The following is a 15,705-nucleotide window of genomic DNA, read 5'->3' on the forward strand; positions in this document are numbered from 1 at the left end:
ATCAGGGCTGCCCTCCGCCCACAGGTGCCGACTTGCCCCGCCGGCAAGCGGTCGTGCCCGTCGCCGCGAGCGCGTCAGGCGGCGGGCGTAACACTTCGTCACACAGCCGGAGCGTCAGCGGGTGCGGAGGAGTCCCGCCTGCTCCGGGTGCGCGGCGAACCACTCCGCCACGTACCAGCAGACGGCGTCGACCTTGCGATCGCCGCGCTCCGCGATGTCGGCCACGGCGCCCTCGACCACCTTGCCCGCGTACCCGTTCCCGCGGAATGCCGGGACCGTGTAGGCCCGGGTGAGCGCGACGGTATGCCCATCATCCCGGTAATCGAGCACGCTGACGAGCTTCCCGTCGCGCGTGAGCGTGTATCGCGATGCGTCCTTCTCGTCGGTCAGGATGAAGCCGCCGACGGTGTGCGAGATCGTCATCCGTGTCACGTTACGCCTCTTGCGACGCGCCCGGGCGTTTTGACATGTCCCGTCACGATCGGACATAATCCCCCCATGACCATCAACGCACGCCCTTTGTCCGCCCAGGAGGCGAACGGGACTGCCGGGATGATGATGCCCGGTCGCGTTGACATGTGTTGCCGAATGTGTCGCTGAACGAACAGCCACCCCGCCTGACCTGACTCCTCGCCATCTGCGAGAGCAGCGTCCCGAGCACACACCCGTGCTCGCTATCCCGGCTCCGCCGGTCATTCGTGCAACGCATCAGAGCCCTCTCCCGTCGGGCTCACGTCCTGAGGACCCATCATCATGTCGAACTCCGCCCTTCTCGAGCGTCCCGCCGTCACCGCCCCGAACCGCACCGTCCGCCCCGCCGAGGCGTCGGCTCCGCTGGCCCCGGCCGGCGCCGACCTCCCCGCCGTCCGCTCGCCCCGCGGCTTCGCCCTCTACGTCGGCCTGGACGAGATCAAGGCCGCCGAAGCCGGGGTGAGCCTTCCGCTGCTCGTCGACGCCCTCCGCCGCACGCTGGCGGAGCTCGCGCCCGGCGCCGAGACCCACGCCACCGTCGCCCTCGCCCCGCACGGCTCCGGCGGCCGCGACCTCGACGTCGTGCGTCTCGCCCTGCAGGAGCCCGGCGCGATCGCCCGCACCAAGGCCGCCGCCCAGGAGGAGACCACGCCGGAGGAGTCCGGCGTCACCGTCGACATCTCCCGCAAGCGCGTGCTCATCGACGGCGAGTCCGCCGCGTTCACGTACAAGGAGTTCGAGCTGCTGCAGTACCTCGTCCTCCGCGAGGGCCGCACGATCGAGCGCAGCGAGCTCGTGGCCGCCCTCTGGCAGGCCCAGGACGACGAGACGCCCGGCGAGCGCACGATCGACGTGCACGTGCGCCGGCTGCGGGCGAAGCTCGGCCGCTACGAGGACATCGTCCGCACCGTGCGCGGCATCGGCTACCGCTTCGATCGTCACGCCGACGTCGTCATCCGCTACGGCCACGGCACCCCGTCGCCGGACCGCTTCTGAGCCGCTTCCGCTGAGCCCGAACGCCGGTGTCAGGAGCCGCGCGTAGGGTGGGCGCATGACCCTCGCCGCCGCCCCCGCGACGGTGGGCGCCGTTCGCGCGGACGCTCCGCGGAAGACGACGTACCGCCCGCCGCACCCGCTCGATCTCCGGCGCACCGTCGGCATGCTGCGCCGCGGCGGCACCGATCCCACGACGGTCTTCGACGGTCCCGTCATCTGGCGCGCGGTCCGCACCCCGGAAGGACCGTCGACGCTGGCCCTGCGGATGTCGGGGAACGAGGTCAAGGCGAGCGCCTGGGGTCCGGGCGCCGAGCACGCCCTCTCCCTCGTGCCGGCGCTGTGCGGTGCCAGCGACGACCCGACCGGCTTCGATCCCTCCCTGCACCCCCTCATCGCCGAGGCGGCCCGGCGACAACCCGGAATCCGGCTCGCACGGACGGACGAGGTCTTCGATGCCCTCGCCTGCGGCATCCTCGAGCAGAAGGTCACCTCCATGCAGGCCTTCGGCGCCTGGAGGTACCTCGTGTCGCGCTACGGCGACCCGGCACCGGGGCCGACGCCGCGACCGATGGCCGTCGCTCCCACGGCGGCGCAGTGGCGATGCATCCCGTCCTGGGCGTGGCATCGCGCCGGTGTGGAGCCGCCGCAGTCGAAGACCATCGTGCGGGCGGCGGAGCGCGGCGACCGCATCGCCGCTGCCGTCCGAGCGGCCACGACCGGCGCTGACCGCGATCGGGTCCTCACGAGCCTGCCGGGAGTCGGCGTCTGGACCGCCGCCGAGACGCGGATCCGCGCCCTGGGCGACCCCGATGCCGTCAGTGTGGGCGACTACCATCTGGCGCACGAGGTCGGGCATGCCCTGACGGGACACCGCACGGACGACGCGGGGATGGTCGAACTGCTCGCTCCCTGGGCCGGCCACCGGCAGCGCGTCATCCGCCTCATCTTCGCGAGCGGTGTCGCCGAGGCGCGGCGCGGACCCCGGCTCGCGCCGGAGGACCACCGCCGGCGCTGACCTGCCCGTTCGCCCGTCGGCCGACGTATGCTGTGCGCATGTCCCGCTCCGCCCTGCGCATCTTCGTCACAGTCGGCCTGCTGATCGCCGGTGTCGTCCTCGGCCTCATCTTCCAGAACGTCTGGCTGGGCGTGTTGCTCGCCGCGATCGTGTGGTTCGGCTGGTTCCTCGGCTACGAGTCCCGCCGCGGTCACAACGCGGGCGTGAACGACGAGGACCACGGCGTCGAGCTGTGACGGGCCTTCAGTAGTAGACGGCGAGAGGGCCCGACGGGCCGTCCACGACCTGCACCGGGGTGTCGAACACGCGGCTCAGCACGTCGTCCGTCATGATCTCGGCGGGGGTACCGAACTCCACCACCCGGCCGTCCTTCATGGCGCAGATGTGGTCGGCGTAGTGTCCGGCGAAGTTGATGTCGTGCAACACGATGACGATCGTCCGCCCGAGCTCCTCCGCCGCCCGCCGCAGGTGCTTCATCATCTGCACCGCGTGCCGCATGTCGAGGTTGTTGAGGGGCTCGTCCAGCAGCACGAACTCCGTGTCCTGTGCGAGGACCATGGCCACATAGGCCCGCTGCCGCTGCCCGCCGGAGAGCTCGTCGAGGTAGCGCCCTTCGAGCGCACCCAGGTCGAGGAAGTCGATCGCCTGGCTGATGACCTCCTCGTCGGCCCTCGTCAGGCGTCCCTGGGAGTGCGGGAAGCGGCCGAAGCCCACGAGCTGTCGCACCGTGAGCCTCGTCACGAAGTGGTTCTCCTGGCGGAGGATCGAGACCACCTTGGCCAGATCCTTCGACTTCGTGGAGGCCACGTCGAGGCCGGCGATCTCGATGGCTCCTGCGTCCATCCCGTTCAGCCGGCCGATCATCGTCAGGAGCGTCGACTTGCCCGCGCCGTTCGGCCCGATGAGGGCGGTGATCCCGCCGGTGGGGATGCGGAGGTCGACGGGGCCGATCGCGACCTCGCTGCTGTAGTCACGGCGGACGCCGTCGAGTGCGATCACAGTCTGCCCTTCCGGAGGATGACGATGAGGAACACGGTGCCGCCCACGATCTCGATGAGGATCGAGACCATGCCCTGCGCGTAGAAGACGTTCTTCATGACGAAGTACGCCCCCGCCAGGATCGAGAACGCGGTGAGGACGGCGACCGGGAAGATCAGTCGATGGTCGTGCGTATCGGCGAACTGGTAGGCGAGCGTCGCCACGAGAAAGCCGAGGAAGGTCATCGGACCCACGAGGGCCGTGGAGGTGGCCATCAGCACGGCGACGAGCGTCAGGACGATGAACTGCTCCCGGCGATGGTCCAGCCCGAGCGACTTCGACGCATCGGGACCGAGCGCCAGCACGTTCAGCCGCCGCGAGCGCAGCCAGAGCAGGGTGGAGGCCGCGATCACGAGCGGGATGGCGAGCGGCAGGTACGAGGGGTCGGCGTTGGAGACGTTGCCGAACAGCCGGGCGGCAAGGACATCGAACTCGCTGGGGGTGAGCAGGCGCTGCATGAAGGTGGCGATCGCCCCGAGACCGCCCCCGATCACGATGCCCACGAGCAGCATGATCTGGAGGTTGCCGTAGCGGCCGGACAGGAGCCACCCGTAGAGGAGGACGGCGAGCGCGACCATGATGAGGACCTGGAGGGCGAACTGGCCGACGCCCTGGATCGCCACCAGCCCCGCGACGCCGAAGAGGTATACGGTCGTGGTCTGCACGACCCGGTACAGCGACTCGAAGCCCATGATCGAGGGCGTGATGATCCGGTTGTTGGTGACGGTCTGGAAGCTGACCGTGGCGACCGCCTGGGCGACCGCGACGAGCGCCATCACGACCACGGCGGTCGCGCGGTGCTGGGCGATGCGCCAGAACCCGGGCGTGCCGACCGGGAGCGGGTTGTCCCAGGCGAGGAGACCGAACGCGGAGCCGACGGCGATGACGCCGAGCACCACGAGTACGAGGATGTAGCGGCGTCGTGCCCGCGGGGTCGTGAACGCGCCGGCCGACCGCCTCGTCCGCGGGGCCTCCGTCGCCGTCATCGTCGCCTCAGCCACGACGACGCTGCCGCAGGAGGAGGAGGACGAACACGACGGCGCCGACGACACCGAGGATCAGCGACACCGGCACCTCGAACGGCATGATGATCGTCCGCCCGATGATGTCGCAGACGGTGACGATGGCGATGCCGAGCAGGCACACCCACGGCAGGTTGCTGCGCAGGTCGTCGCCGCGGACCATCGAGACGATGTTCGGGACGATGAGACCGAGGAAGGGGAGGTTGCCGACGACCACGGTGACCACACCGGTCGTCACCGCGATCAGCGCGGTGCCGAGCAGGATCATCCGGTTGTAGTTCACCCCGACGTTGGTGGCGATCTCCTCCCCCAGCCCGGCGATGGTCAGCCGGTCGGCCACGAGGAAGACGATGACGCCGATGATCGCGACGATCCAAAGCATCTCGTACTGTCCGCGCATCACCGACGTGAAGCTGCCCGCGAACCAGACGCCGATGATCTGCAGCGAGTTCGTGACGAGCGCGAAGTAGGTCGTGATCGCGCCGACCACTGCGCCCAGCATGATGCCGACGATCGGCACGATGAGCGACGACTTCAGCGCGACGCGGCGAAGGAAGGCGAAGAACACCATCGTGCCGACGAACGCGGCGAGAACGGCGCCGGCCATGCGCAGCGACAGGGACGGCTGCGGTACGAGCACCATCACGATGAGGAGCCCGAGCCCTGCCCACTCCGTCGTCCCGGTGGTGGTCGGCTCGACGAAGCGGTTCTGCGTGAGGAGCTGCATCACGAGGCCGGCCATCGCCATCGCCGCACCGGCGAGCACGAGCGCGATCGTGCGGGGAACGCGGGTGATCTGGAACATCTGCGCGCCGTCGTCGGCGCCAGCGATGTCGTACACACCGGTGAAGAGCGAGATCGCCAGAAGCACCGCCACGACGAGCACGCCGATGAGCAGCTTCGGGTCGAACAGCCGCGCGGACGATCGCGGCGTCGAGATGAGGAGAGGAGAGGTCATGGGGAGATGCCGGCGGCGGCGTCTCGGTCGAGACGCCGCCGCACAGCCCTTACTTGTCGGCGCTCTTCTCGAGCGCGTCGGCGAGGTCGTTGAGGAACGTCGTGTACGTCTGGATGCTCTCGTTGAGGTAGGTGTCCGTGGGCATGTAGACGATCTGGTCGTCCTTCACCGCAGTCACGCCGGCGAGCGCCTCGGAGTTCTCGATGATCTCCGCCGCCTGCACGTAGTCCGGCGTCTCCGCGGCGAACACGGCGTCGCGGTCGAGCACCAGGATCCAGTCGGGGTTCGAGGCGGCGATGGCCTCGACCGAGATCTCGTCGCCCTGGTGGTCGTCGGTCGCGTCGTCGACCTGCAGGGCCGGCGTGAGGCCGAGGATGTCGTAGATCGGGCCCAGCGAGCGGCCGACGGTCGGAGCGAGGTAGCCGATCTGCCCGCCCGAGGTGTTCACCGCCATGACGGTGTCGGCGTCGTCGTAGGCGGCCTTCGCGCGGTCCACCGCGGCGTCGAACTCCTCGACGAGCTTCTCGGCCTCGTCCTCCTTGCCGAAGATCTCGCCCAGGACGGTGGTCTGCCGCTTGAGTTCCTCGTCGAAGGGCTCGCCGTCCCGGGGCTCCAGGTCGATGATGGTGGCGTCCGGGACGAGATCCGCGATGGCCTCGTTGTGCTGCGTGAACCGCTGCCCGCTGATGATGAGGTCGGGGTCGGCGGCGACGATGGCCTCGAGATCGGGCTCGGTGTGCAGGCCGATGTCGACGACGTCCTCATCCTTCACGTACGACACGGTGTCCGGCATGAGGGAGACCGCACCGGCGGAGAGCTCGATACCCCAGTCGGAAAGGGTCTGGAAGGTCCGGTTGTCCAGAGCGACGACCGAGGTCGGCGGCGTGGTGATCTCGTGCGTGCCGGTGTTGTCCTCGATGGTCACGGTCCCCGATTCCGCCGTGGTCTCTTCGGGTTCGGCTTCGCCGCCGGACGCGCAGCCGGAGAGGGCGAGCAGGCCGACGAGAGCGACGCTCGTGGCGGTGAGGGTTCTGGGCACGGACATGGAGAGACTCCTGTTCTGCGGGGATGTGTGCGCTCTCGTGGGGCGCCGGTCCGACGGGCGGGCGAGCCGACCGCGTCAGTTTTTAGGTTAGCCTTACTTTATGAGCGATACGAAATCCGGTTTCTCGATCGAGCGTCGCGGCCTCGAGCTGCGCTTCCGCAACGTCACGCTGAGCGCCCGCGAGTGGCTCGCTCCTGATTTCGTGCGCGTCCGCCTGTCCGGGCCGGACCTCGCCGGCTTCGACTCCCCCGGCTCCGACGACCACATGCGGCTCTTCTTCCCAGACGGCCCGGTGGGGTCGGTGGAGGAGCTCCGTGCCGCGCCGAGCCGCGAGTACACGCCCCTCGCGTGGGGTGACGACTGGCTCGACGTCGAGTTCGCCGTGCACGGCGACCAGGGCGTGGCCGCCCCGTGGGCCGCGAACGCCCCGCTGGGTTCGACCATCGGCGTCGGGGGCCCCCGCGGCGCGGCCGTGCTCACCGGAGACCCCGGATCCTGGCTCCTCGTGGGCGACGAGACCGCCATCCCGGCGATCCGCCGGTTCGCCGGGCTAATCCCCGAGGGCACGCCGGCGCGCATCGCCATCGAGACCGCGTCGGCAGACCACGAGGTCGAGATCGACGCCCCGGTGGCGGTCGAGTGGCTGCACCGCGGCGAGGCGCCTGCCGGCTCCGCGCTGATCGCCTTCCTCGACGCGCTCACCGCCGACGACGCCGTCGGAGACGACCCGTTCATCTTCATCGCCGCCGAGCAGGCCATCGTGAAGCCCGGGAGGGCTCTGCTGGCACGCTGGGGCGTGGACAGCGCGAACGCCGTCGTGAAGGGGTACTGGAAGCGCGGCGAAGCCGAATACCACGCTCCCCACTGACACGGGGTCGCTGCGCTGACAGACTGGGCGCATGGCACTCCTCGATCATCTGGGCATCACCGTCGCCGACCTCGAACGCGGACGCGCGCAGTTCCATCCCGTGCTCGCCGCGCTCGGCTACGAGCTCGGCGGCGAGGACGCTCACGCGATCTCGTGGCAGAGCGGCGACGAGACCGAGATCATCCTCTACACCTGGGATGACGATTCCGCACCTCACCGGCATGGCCGCGTGGGCTGGCAGCACATGGCCTTCGCCGTGCCGTCGCGCGCCGAGGTCGACAGGCTCCACGACCTCGCACTCGAAGCCGGCTGGACCGCCGTGCGCGAGCCGAAGGAGTACCCGCGGTACAGCGACCGGTATTACGCCTCCTTCGTCGAGGACGCCGATGGCATCCGGCTCGAGTTCATGTACAACCCGCCGAAGGACGCTTGACGCCCGGGCGTGTCGCCGCCTAGTGTGGCAAGGCTGTGCCGACCGGTGCAGCACACCAGCCGAGGAGACGACGGATGACCGCCCCGCGGAATCTTGCCCAGAACGTGGCATTGCCGCTTCAGCCGAAGCGCAATGACCGCGACGAGTCGTACCCTCCGGCGCGCGCCGTGTGACAGCATCCGCTCTCGCAACGCCCCGCACCGTCAGGTCCGGGGCGTTTTCCGTCGGAAGACTCCCTGACCTGTGGCCGGACACCACCACAAGGAAAGGAATCATGGAGAGGCTCTCCGCACGGCTGCTGTCGTGGGCGTCCCTGATCGATGAGAAGACCCTCGATCAGGCCCGCTCCACCTCGCGCATGCCGTTCATCCACCCGCACCTGGCGCTGATGCCGGATGCGCACCTCGGCAAGGGGGCGACCGTCGGGTCGGTCATCCCGACGCTCGGCGCGATCATCCCCGCGGCCGTCGGCGTCGACATCGGCTGCGGCATGATCGCCGTCCGCACGCCGTTCACGAAGGACGACCTCGATGGGCGCGACCTCGCCGAGCTCCGGGAGCAGATCGAGCGCGCGATCCCACTGTCGGCCGGGCGCTACAACAACAAGATCGTGGCGACGGCCGCACCGCGTATCGCCGAGCTGGAGAAGCGGGCCGCCGCTGCCGAATTCGATCCGGAGAGCTACGCGAAGAACTGGCGGCTCCAGCTCGGCACGCTCGGCTCGGGGAACCACTTCATCGAGGTGTCGGTGGATGAGCTCGACCGGGTCTGGCTGTTCCTGCATTCCGGGTCCCGTGGCGTGGGCAACAGGATCGCCGGGAACCACATCGCGGTCGCGCAGCGGCTGGCGAAGCAATGGTGGGTCGACCTGCCCGACCCCGATCTGGCCTACCTCGTCGAGGGCACGCCGGAGTTCACGCGCTACATCCGCGAGCTCCGGTGGGCACAGCACTTCGCGCTGCTGAACCGCGAGGAGATGATGGACCGCGTCATCCGGCAGCTCTCCGCGTTCCTCCGCGCCCCGGTCGAGGAAGAGGAGCGGATCAACTGCCACCACAACTTCACGGAGTCGGAGATGCACTTCGGAAAGCGCGTCTGGGTGTCCCGCAAGGGCGCGATCCAGGCGGACGCGGGTCGGCCCGGACTCATCCCCGGGTCGATGGGCACGGCATCGTACGTGGTGGAGGGACTCGGCGATCCACTGTCGCTGAACTCCTCCCCGCACGGTGCCGGGCGGGAGTACTCGCGGTCCGCGGCGCGGAAGACGTTCACGCACGCGCAGCTGCGGGAGGCGATGGCCGGCATCGAGTTCCGGGACACCGACGCCTTCATCGATGAGATCCCCCAGGCCTACATGCCCATCGATCGGGTGATGGAGGATGCGGCGAGCCTGGTGCGGATCCGGCACACGCTGCGCCAGCTCGTCAACGTGAAGGGCGACTGACCGAGGGCCGGGTGAGGAGGGATCCTCGCCCGGCCCTTCCTCCCCAATCCCCGCGATTCCCGGTGTCTCCACAGAGCGCGAGTCGCCGGGCGTGGCGTCCGCCAGGATGCTGGCAGGCTGAAGGATCCGGTGCCACGATGAGGGGATGGAAACCATGGACGGTGCACAGGTCTGGACCATGATCGGCGCGTTCACGGCGCTGATGATGGGCATGCTGACGGTCGTCTCGACGCTGTTCATCCGCGTCCTGCGCAGCGAGATCGGCGGCCTGAGCAACGAGATGACCGCGCGCTTCGACGCGGTCAACACCCGGTTCGACGCGGTCGGCACGCGCATCGACGGCGTCAACGCCCGCATCGACGGGCTCGACCGGGATGTGCAGGCGCTCGTGAAGCGCACTTTCGGGCTGGATCGGGAGTGAGGATCGACGCATGAGGATCGTCGTCGCAGGAGGGACCGGCGTCGTCGGCACGCCCACGGTGGAGGCCGTCCGGAGCGCCGGTCATGAGGCCGTCGTGCTCAGTCGTTCGCACGGCGTCGACTTGGTCAGCGGGCGCGGGCTGGAGGCGGCGCTGACCGGAGCCGATGCCGTGATCGATGTCGTGAGCGTCGAGACCCTGAAGGCGAGCACGGCGATCGAGTTCTTCACGGCCGCCGCCGGGAACCTCCTCACCGCCGCCGCGGACGCCGGCGTGGGACACGTCGTCCTGCTCTCCATCGTCGGCATCAACCGGATCCCCTACGACTACTACGCGGGCAAAGTGGCCCAGGAAAAACTGGTCTCGGCGGCCGCCGTCCCCTCGACGATCCTCCGCGCCACGCAGTTCCACGAGTTCGCCGCGCAGATGTTCGCGCGCGCGAAGGCGGGGCCGCTGCATCTCGCCCCGCGTGCGCGCACGCAGCCGGTGGCGGCCCGCGAGGTCGCCGAACGGCTCGTCGCGCTCGCGACGGGCGACGCGCAGGGTCGCGTGCCCGACCTCGCCGGCCCCCGCGAGGAGCAGCTCGCCGACATGGTCCGGGCGTACGCGGGACGCATCGGATACCGCGGATGGATCCCGGCGCTGAACGTGCCCGGTCCGCAGATGGCCGGGATGCGCGCAGGGAACGCGCTGCCGGGACCCGACGCGGTACGCGGGAGGCAGACTTTCACGGAATGGCTTGCCGAGGCGGTGCCGGCGCGCGCAGACTGAGCAGGGGCGGGGATCATCCAGCAGTCGAGCGACCAGGAGCACCCATGGCGAACCTCAATCCCTATCTCTCCTTCCGCACCGAGGCCCGCGAGGCCATGACGTTCTATCAGAGCGTTCTCGGCGGAGATCTCGACATCAGCGTCTTCGGCGACTTCCCCGACATGGTGCAGGACCCGAGCCAGAAGGACCTCGTGATGCACGCGCAGCTCACGACACCGGACGGCCTCGTCCTCATGGCCTCGGACACCCCGGAGGGGATGACCTACGAGAAGCCGCAGGGCATCTCCGTGTCCCTGAGCGGCAACACCCAGGAGGTCACTCAGCAGGTCTGGGACCGGCTCTCCGAGGGCGCCACGATCACGATGCCGCTGGACGTACCGCCGTGGGGCGGGACGTTCGGCATGCTCATCGACCGCTTCGGGATCGCCTGGATGCTGCACGGCGACCCGGAGTGACCGCCGGGCGGTGAGCCGGACTCAGCGCGGCAGCACGGCGCGGCACGCGAGATGCAGCGCCAGCCGCGCCTCCGGATCGCTCATGTCGAGGCCGAGGAGTTCCTGAACGCGGCGGATCCGAACGGCGACCGTGTTGCGGTGCAGACCGAGTGCGGTCGCCGTGGCCGCGATGCCGGACTCGTGGTCGAGGTACGCCGACAGGGTCGTGAGCAGCTCCCCGTTGCCCTCCCTCAGGGGGGCGAGCAGCGACTGCGCCGCCGGGACGAAGGTGTCGTTGCCGGTCCAGGCGAGCAGGAGCTGCTCGAGCCCGAGGCTATCGACGCGGACGAACCATCCCGTCGCGGATCGGTCCGCAGCGATGCGCGCTGCGTCGCCGGCCTCATCGAGCGTCGCCGCCAGCCCCTCGGGTCCCGTCTGTGCGGAGCCCACCCCGGTCGCCACCGCGAAGTCGCGCAAGGCTGCGAGGTGGAGGTCACGCAGCGCCCCCACGGCCCGCTCGATGCGATCGGGGCCCGGAGCCTCGGTGAAGGAGAGCCAGCCGCTGAGCCCTCGGCCGGCGGTGGTCGCATGAGCCTCGGCGTCGATCGCGCTGAGCCTCGGCCTGATCGCGCGCAGGAGCGCGAGCGGTTCGAGCCGACCGCGCGCCACCATCCGGAACCCGAGGTGATGCCCACCCGTGCGCCACCCCCGCTCCGCCATGCGTCGCTCCACATCGGCGTCCGCGGCTCCACGGAGCTCGACGAAGTCGCGCAGCAGCCCGGAGGAGGCGGCGACGTCGTTCACGGCTGCGATCTCGTCGATGAGGATGCGGGCAGCGACGGCGGGCATGGCGACCTCCGCCGCGACCATGAGCGACTGCAACTGCGCCTCTCCCAAGCCGTCGCCGAACAGGACGAGGCGCAGGCCGGACCGGCCGGGGCTGTCCACCCGTACCGAGGCGGCCGCGCCCTCCCCGGCCCTGGCGCCGTCGCTCCATGAGTCGAACCGGATCGCCGCGTGCAGCTCGGCACCCAGGCGACCCCCGGCCTCGCGGAGCACCCCCGCGGCATCGATGAGCGCGACGCCGAGCCCGAGGTTCGCCGCGAGGTGCCCGAGCAGATCGCCGAGGTCGGCAGCGGCGTACTCGAAGGACTGCGCGACCTTCCGCACCCGCGTGAGCGTGAGGGCGTCCCTGGCCTCGATGAGCATCCAACAGGCGCGGGCGAGCTGCACCGGTCTCTTCACGTCGAGCAAGGCGAGACCGATCCTGTCCGCGAGGCGGAGCGCTCCCGGGTCCACGTCTGCGGCACCGGGGAGGGCGAGCCCGGTGAAGCCGCGGTCACGGACGCGGCGCAGCATCGCATCCTGCTGCCAGGTGGCGACCGGCGCCCCGGCCGTGAGGATCGCGAGCCGGGCGGCGCCATCGTCGGGCAGGTCGAATTCTCCGGCTTCCACCACGACCGCGTCCCACACCACATCCCGAGGGCCGGCGACGTGGCGAAGGACGCCGTTCTCCTCCTGCGCCAACAGTGCCGACAGAGCAAGCGCCCCGCTCATGCCGCGTCCAGATCGACGAGTCCGTACGCGGAAGGGACGACACGGGCCCGGCGCTCCGGCCGAGCGTTCCACCACTCCGGAGCGGGCAGGGCGAGAGCCGCCACCGTACGACCGGGCGTGAGATCCGTGACCTCCAGGATCTCCCGCGACACGGCGTCCAGGATGACGATGATCTCAGGGGCCGCGGCGACGAGCAGACCGTCGGCGAGCACGGCCAGCGTCTCCGACCGGGTGACGATGCGGTGCACCGCGCCGCCGAGTCCGGCGATCTCGACCGCGTTCACGTGCGGATCGGCCTCGGAGGATGCGGCGGTCACGATGCGCCCTTCGGTCAGCAGGGTCCCGCCGAGGACCTCGGCCAGCACCGGCAGCGGTGCCGACCGGTGCGCCAGGAAGCTGCGACCGAGGAAGAGCGCGCGGGCGAGGTGATCGGCGATGGCGTGCTCCCGCAGGTCGCCGACGGTGAAGCCGGCGAGCACGGCGCAGCCGACACCCCCGGCCTGGATGATGGCCGAACGGACCACGCGCTCCGCATCGATCGCCCTCGTCGCCTCCACCAGCGCCACCCCGTCGGCCCCGGTCTCGCACGCGAAGACCAGCCCCGGCACGCGGTCGACGAACAACGACATCTGATCGAGGCCCGGCACAGCGCGTCCCGTGCAGTCGGCGTCCACCACGGTGTGCGATCCGGCGAGGGTGAGCGGCGCGAGCCCGTTCATGCCGCCGCCCTCGAGGGAGCAGACCGCGGGGACGGGGTGCCCGAGCCACCGCTCCACCGCCCGCAGCAGCGGGGCGAAGGGCGCGGCGCCGGGCATCCGCTCGCCGAGCAGCATCGTCGATCCGACGAAGGCCACGCCGAGACAGGGCGTGGCGGGATCGAGCGCGTCCACGGGCGCGACGTCGAGAGGCCAGTGCGCGGTGGTGTCGAGGATGAGTTCGAGCATCGTCGTGGAGCCACCACCCCCGGAGCCGAGCAGGGCGTACCCGCGGGCGAGCGCCTCCAGATCATCCCGCTCCAGCCTCATGGGGTCCAGCCTAGGACGCAGCCATCCGCTCGACGGGGGCGAACTCCTCGGTCAGCCCGAAGGCCGAGGGCCCGAATACCGCCAGCGCCTCTGGCGTACGCATCATCGCCGGTGTGGAGATGCCGAGCACCCGGACCCGCTGACCGTAGCGGAGGCCCTCCGTGGTGATGGGCTCGGCGGTCTCGTGATCGACGACGCAGATGAGATCGGGAACGATCGCGACGAGCTGTCCGCCGCGCCGCGCGGTGAGGTTCTCGTTCTGGAACGCGATCTCGAACGTGTCGTCCTCGGCGCCCAGCGGAGCGATGGCGGCCCTCCCCTTGGCGAAGCCCTCGGTGGTCCGCCGTTCGACGTCCACCACCTTCCCGACGCAGAGTTCGCGCATGTGCGGGTAGAGCGTGGTCGAGAGCGTCGCGGCGATCGCCTCGAACGGCGAGCGGTGCTCCTCACGCGCGAGCCGGATCGCCCGGCCGAGCGCGAGAGCCATCGAGATGGTCCGCGGCACGGCGGTCCGTCGCACGTCGGCCCCGGTCATGGCGTACTCGGCGATGTGGCCGACGCCACCCAGCCGGATGGTGATGCCTCGAGCGAGCCACTCCATCTGACGGTCGTCGTCTCCGGTGTCGATGACGACGCGCTCCCCGCGCTCCCCGGCCAGCGCGAGCGGCGAGCCGTGCACGCCGTAGACCGCGAAGGTCTCCATGGACAGCTCGGGGAACGCGCGTCCCATGCCGTCCGCGTCGACGACCGGCAGTCCGGTCTCCGCGGCGACGATGAGCGGGATCATCGAGTTGATCCCCCCGCACTCGATCGGCATGGTGGCCTCGGCCTTGCGGCCGAGGTGATCCTCCAGGGTGCGCAGCGCGAGGGTGGGCTCGGTCCCGGCGGGGATCTTCTCGACCATCACGGTCGGCGCCCCCATCTGCGCGGTCGGGATCACGAAGAGGTCGTCGGCGAGGTCGTCCGGATCGAGGATCGTGATGGTCCCGTCGCCGAGCACCCGCTCCACCAGCATCTTGCCGATGTACGGGTCGCCCCCGCCGCCGGTGCCGAGCAGCGTCGCACCGCGGGCGAGGTCGGGCAGGTCCGCCGCCGTCAGCTCCCAGCTCATGCGGCGGCCCCTGCCGCGGCGTCTCCGGCGGAGACCGTGCCGTCGAACCGATGCGCTGGGATGTCGTAGCCGAAGTACCCCGGGCCGACCATCGCGAGAGCCGCGTCCGAGTGCCAGCGCTCATCGGCCGGAGCGGCGATCACGCGGACGCGCTGTCCGTAGCGCAGCCCCTCGGTCGTGACGGGCTCCCCTGACTCGCCGTCGAGCACCATGATGAGGTCGGGCGTGGTCGCCAGCACTCGCCCGTCCGCTTCGGCGACGAAATGCTCGTTCTGGAACTGCAGCGTCAGCGAGGTGCCGCCCTCTCCGTCGATCCGTGCCCGACCGCGCGCGAAGCCCGTCGTCGTGGCCCGGTTCACGTCGGCGACCTTGCCGCCGAACAGCTCGCGGCCGCCGAGGAGCTCCACGACAGCGGCGACGGGGTCGGTCTTCTCTTCGCGAGCCTCCGCGATCCGCTTCCCGATCTCGATGCACCGGGACAGCGATCCCGCCACCAGCGACTGGCGTGCGGCGGCACCCGACATCGAGAAGCCGGAGATCATGACGGAGCAGCCCATCTCGACGCACGCGACGCGGGCGATGCGCTCGGTCCAGGAGTTGTCGGCGGTCTGCAGCACCCCTGTGTTCCCCTTCTCGTCGCTGAACGCGAGGGGTGACGCCGTCACGCCGTACAGGGTGGGGAGGACCATCTGCAGTTCGGGGAAGGCGCGCCCCATGCCGTCCGCGTCGACGAGCGGCAGGCCGAGCGCGGCGGCGGCGGCGATCGGGATCGTCGAGTTCACCCCGCCGACCTCGGCACAGGCGATGTGCGTGACCGGGCGGCCGAGATGGATGCCGAGCGCCTTGACCGGTTCAATGACCTCCGCGAGGCTCGGCAGCTTCTCGACCATGACGGTGGGCGCGCCCATCATCGCGACGAACAGCACGAGGGCGTCGTCCGGCACCTCGTCGAGCGCCACGACCGTGACGTCTCCGGAGGCGAGGGCCTGGCGGGCGAGCAGGGCGCCGATGTACGGGTCGCCACCTCCGCCGGTGCCGAGCACGGCCGCGCCGCGGGCGAGGCCGTCGATGTCGGCGGCGGTGATCGTCGTGCTCATG

The 15,705-nt window shown here is 70.4% G+C and carries 18 protein-coding genes; 9 read left to right on the forward strand and 9 right to left on the reverse strand.

Translation table 11 applies throughout. From position 1 onward, the window contains the following. Positions 1 to 114 precede the first annotated feature (114 nt). Positions 115 to 423: a GNAT family N-acetyltransferase gene (locus CYL12_RS09205; RefSeq protein WP_101847333.1), complete on the reverse strand. Its 309-nt coding sequence runs from the start codon at positions 421 to 423 to the stop codon at positions 115 to 117. 330 nt (positions 424 to 753) lie between these two features. Between CYL12_RS09205 and CYL12_RS09210 the strand changes: the two genes are divergently transcribed. From CYL12_RS09210 to CYL12_RS09220, 3 genes are read left to right on the forward strand one after another with little or no spacing between them, the layout of a single operon-like run. Continuing rightward, positions 754 to 1,467: a winged helix-turn-helix domain-containing protein gene (locus CYL12_RS09210; RefSeq protein ID WP_101847334.1), complete on the forward strand. Its 714-nt coding sequence runs from the start codon at positions 754 to 756 to the stop codon at positions 1,465 to 1,467. A 55-nt stretch (positions 1,468 to 1,522) separates the two neighbouring features. Next, entirely contained in the window at positions 1,523 to 2,482 is a 960-nt protein-coding gene (locus CYL12_RS09215; protein WP_101847335.1) for a DNA-3-methyladenine glycosylase family protein, read from the forward strand. A 38-nt stretch (positions 2,483 to 2,520) separates the two neighbouring features. Continuing rightward, entirely contained in the window at positions 2,521 to 2,718 is a 198-nt protein-coding gene (locus CYL12_RS09220; RefSeq protein WP_101847336.1) for a hypothetical protein, read from the forward strand. 7 nt (positions 2,719 to 2,725) lie between these two features. On the opposite strand, the gene CYL12_RS09225 is transcribed toward CYL12_RS09220, so the two are convergent. The 4 genes from CYL12_RS09225 to CYL12_RS09240 are packed head-to-tail and all read right to left on the reverse strand — an operon-like array spanning position 2,726 to position 6,545. After that, positions 2,726 to 3,481: an iron ABC transporter ATP-binding protein gene (locus tag CYL12_RS09225; protein ID WP_101847337.1), complete on the reverse strand. Its 756-nt coding sequence runs from the start codon at positions 3,479 to 3,481 to the stop codon at positions 2,726 to 2,728. Continuing rightward, positions 3,478 to 4,506: an iron chelate uptake ABC transporter family permease subunit gene (locus CYL12_RS09230; protein ID WP_101847338.1), complete on the reverse strand. Its 1,029-nt coding sequence runs from the start codon at positions 4,504 to 4,506 to the stop codon at positions 3,478 to 3,480. Before CYL12_RS09230 ends, CYL12_RS09225 begins: the two co-directional genes overlap by 4 nt. Before the next feature lie 7 nt (positions 4,507 to 4,513). Continuing rightward, positions 4,514 to 5,500 carry an ABC transporter permease gene (locus CYL12_RS09235; protein WP_101847339.1) on the reverse strand — a complete coding sequence of 329 codons (987 nt, stop codon included), beginning with the start codon at positions 5,498 to 5,500 and terminating at the stop codon, positions 4,514 to 4,516. A 49-nt stretch (positions 5,501 to 5,549) separates the two neighbouring features. After that, entirely contained in the window at positions 5,550 to 6,545 is a 996-nt protein-coding gene (locus CYL12_RS09240; protein ID WP_101847340.1) for a siderophore ABC transporter substrate-binding protein, read from the reverse strand. A 100-nt stretch (positions 6,546 to 6,645) separates the two neighbouring features. On the opposite strand from CYL12_RS09240, the gene CYL12_RS09245 reads away from it, so the two are divergent. From CYL12_RS09245 to CYL12_RS09270, 6 genes are all read left to right on the forward strand, one after another. Further along, positions 6,646 to 7,413, forward strand: a complete 768-nt coding sequence (locus tag CYL12_RS09245) for a siderophore-interacting protein (protein ID WP_101847341.1) — start codon at positions 6,646 to 6,648, stop codon at positions 7,411 to 7,413. A gap of 31 nt (positions 7,414 to 7,444) precedes the next feature. After that, entirely contained in the window at positions 7,445 to 7,846 is a 402-nt protein-coding gene (locus CYL12_RS09250; RefSeq protein WP_101847342.1) for a VOC family protein, read from the forward strand. 274 nt (positions 7,847 to 8,120) lie between these two features. Further along, positions 8,121 to 9,290, forward strand: coding sequence for an RtcB family protein (locus CYL12_RS09255; RefSeq protein WP_101847343.1), 1,170 nt, complete (start codon positions 8,121 to 8,123; stop codon positions 9,288 to 9,290). A gap of 145 nt (positions 9,291 to 9,435) precedes the next feature. Then, positions 9,436 to 9,711, forward strand: a complete 276-nt coding sequence (locus CYL12_RS09260; protein WP_101847344.1) for a hypothetical protein — start codon at positions 9,436 to 9,438, stop codon at positions 9,709 to 9,711. A 10-nt stretch (positions 9,712 to 9,721) separates the two neighbouring features. Then, complete coding sequence (locus tag CYL12_RS09265) at positions 9,722 to 10,480, forward strand: SDR family oxidoreductase (RefSeq protein WP_101847345.1); 759 nt, start codon at positions 9,722 to 9,724, stop codon at positions 10,478 to 10,480. Between the two features lie 44 nt (positions 10,481 to 10,524). Continuing rightward, complete coding sequence (locus tag CYL12_RS09270) at positions 10,525 to 10,935, forward strand: VOC family protein (protein WP_101847346.1); 411 nt, start codon at positions 10,525 to 10,527, stop codon at positions 10,933 to 10,935. Between the two features lie 21 nt (positions 10,936 to 10,956). Here CYL12_RS09270 and CYL12_RS09275 read toward each other — a convergent pair whose 3' ends face one another. Genes CYL12_RS09275 through CYL12_RS09290 form a run of 4 tightly spaced genes read right to left on the reverse strand, consistent with a single transcriptional unit; the run spans position 10,957 to position 15,704 of the window. After that, a complete protein-coding gene (locus CYL12_RS09275; RefSeq protein ID WP_101847347.1) occupies positions 10,957 to 12,471 on the reverse strand; it encodes a helix-turn-helix domain-containing protein in 1,515 nt (504 codons plus the stop codon). Then, entirely contained in the window at positions 12,468 to 13,496 is a 1,029-nt protein-coding gene (locus CYL12_RS09280) for an S-methyl thiohydantoin desulfurase domain-containing protein (RefSeq protein ID WP_101847348.1), read from the reverse strand. Before CYL12_RS09280 ends, CYL12_RS09275 begins: the two co-directional genes overlap by 4 nt. 10 nt (positions 13,497 to 13,506) lie before the next feature. Next, positions 13,507 to 14,607: a DUF917 domain-containing protein gene (locus CYL12_RS09285; RefSeq protein ID WP_101847349.1), complete on the reverse strand. Its 1,101-nt coding sequence runs from the start codon at positions 14,605 to 14,607 to the stop codon at positions 13,507 to 13,509. Continuing rightward, a complete protein-coding gene (locus CYL12_RS09290) occupies positions 14,604 to 15,704 on the reverse strand; it encodes a DUF917 domain-containing protein (RefSeq protein ID WP_101847350.1) in 1,101 nt (366 codons plus the stop codon). Before CYL12_RS09290 ends, CYL12_RS09285 begins: the two co-directional genes overlap by 4 nt. Between the last annotated feature and the right edge of the window lies 1 nt (position 15,705).

The organism is Zhihengliuella sp. ISTPL4, assembly GCF_002848265.1.
Lineage (GTDB): Bacteria > Actinomycetota > Actinomycetes > Actinomycetales > Microbacteriaceae > Microbacterium.

What these genes read in the sequence shown, in the direction of transcription:
- CYL12_RS09205 (WP_101847333.1), bottom strand. Translation starts at nt 423, where the DNA reads ATGACGATCTCGCACACCGTCGGCGGCTTCATCCTGACCGACGAGAAG.
- CYL12_RS09210 (WP_101847334.1), top strand. Translation starts at nt 754, where the DNA reads ATGTCGAACTCCGCCCTTCTCGAGCGTCCCGCCGTCACCGCCCCGAAC.
- CYL12_RS09215 (WP_101847335.1), top strand. Translation starts at nt 1,523, where the DNA reads ATGACCCTCGCCGCCGCCCCCGCGACGGTGGGCGCCGTTCGCGCGGAC.
- CYL12_RS09220 (WP_101847336.1), top strand. Translation starts at nt 2,521, where the DNA reads ATGTCCCGCTCCGCCCTGCGCATCTTCGTCACAGTCGGCCTGCTGATC.
- CYL12_RS09230 (WP_101847338.1), bottom strand. Translation starts at nt 4,506, where the DNA reads ATGACGGCGACGGAGGCCCCGCGGACGAGGCGGTCGGCCGGCGCGTTC.
- CYL12_RS09235 (WP_101847339.1), bottom strand. Translation starts at nt 5,500, where the DNA reads ATGACCTCTCCTCTCCTCATCTCGACGCCGCGATCGTCCGCGCGGCTG.
- CYL12_RS09240 (WP_101847340.1), bottom strand. Translation starts at nt 6,545, where the DNA reads ATGTCCGTGCCCAGAACCCTCACCGCCACGAGCGTCGCTCTCGTCGGC.
- CYL12_RS09245 (WP_101847341.1), top strand. Translation starts at nt 6,646, where the DNA reads ATGAGCGATACGAAATCCGGTTTCTCGATCGAGCGTCGCGGCCTCGAG.
- CYL12_RS09250 (WP_101847342.1), top strand. Translation starts at nt 7,445, where the DNA reads ATGGCACTCCTCGATCATCTGGGCATCACCGTCGCCGACCTCGAACGC.
- CYL12_RS09255 (WP_101847343.1), top strand. Translation starts at nt 8,121, where the DNA reads ATGGAGAGGCTCTCCGCACGGCTGCTGTCGTGGGCGTCCCTGATCGAT.
- CYL12_RS09260 (WP_101847344.1), top strand. Translation starts at nt 9,436, where the DNA reads ATGGAAACCATGGACGGTGCACAGGTCTGGACCATGATCGGCGCGTTC.
- CYL12_RS09265 (WP_101847345.1), top strand. Translation starts at nt 9,722, where the DNA reads ATGAGGATCGTCGTCGCAGGAGGGACCGGCGTCGTCGGCACGCCCACG.
- CYL12_RS09270 (WP_101847346.1), top strand. Translation starts at nt 10,525, where the DNA reads ATGGCGAACCTCAATCCCTATCTCTCCTTCCGCACCGAGGCCCGCGAG.
- CYL12_RS09275 (WP_101847347.1), bottom strand. Translation starts at nt 12,471, where the DNA reads ATGAGCGGGGCGCTTGCTCTGTCGGCACTGTTGGCGCAGGAGGAGAAC.
- CYL12_RS09280 (WP_101847348.1), bottom strand. Translation starts at nt 13,496, where the DNA reads ATGAGGCTGGAGCGGGATGATCTGGAGGCGCTCGCCCGCGGGTACGCC.
- CYL12_RS09285 (WP_101847349.1), bottom strand. Translation starts at nt 14,607, where the DNA reads ATGAGCTGGGAGCTGACGGCGGCGGACCTGCCCGACCTCGCCCGCGGT.
- CYL12_RS09290 (WP_101847350.1), bottom strand. Translation starts at nt 15,704, where the DNA reads ATGAGCACGACGATCACCGCCGCCGACATCGACGGCCTCGCCCGCGGC.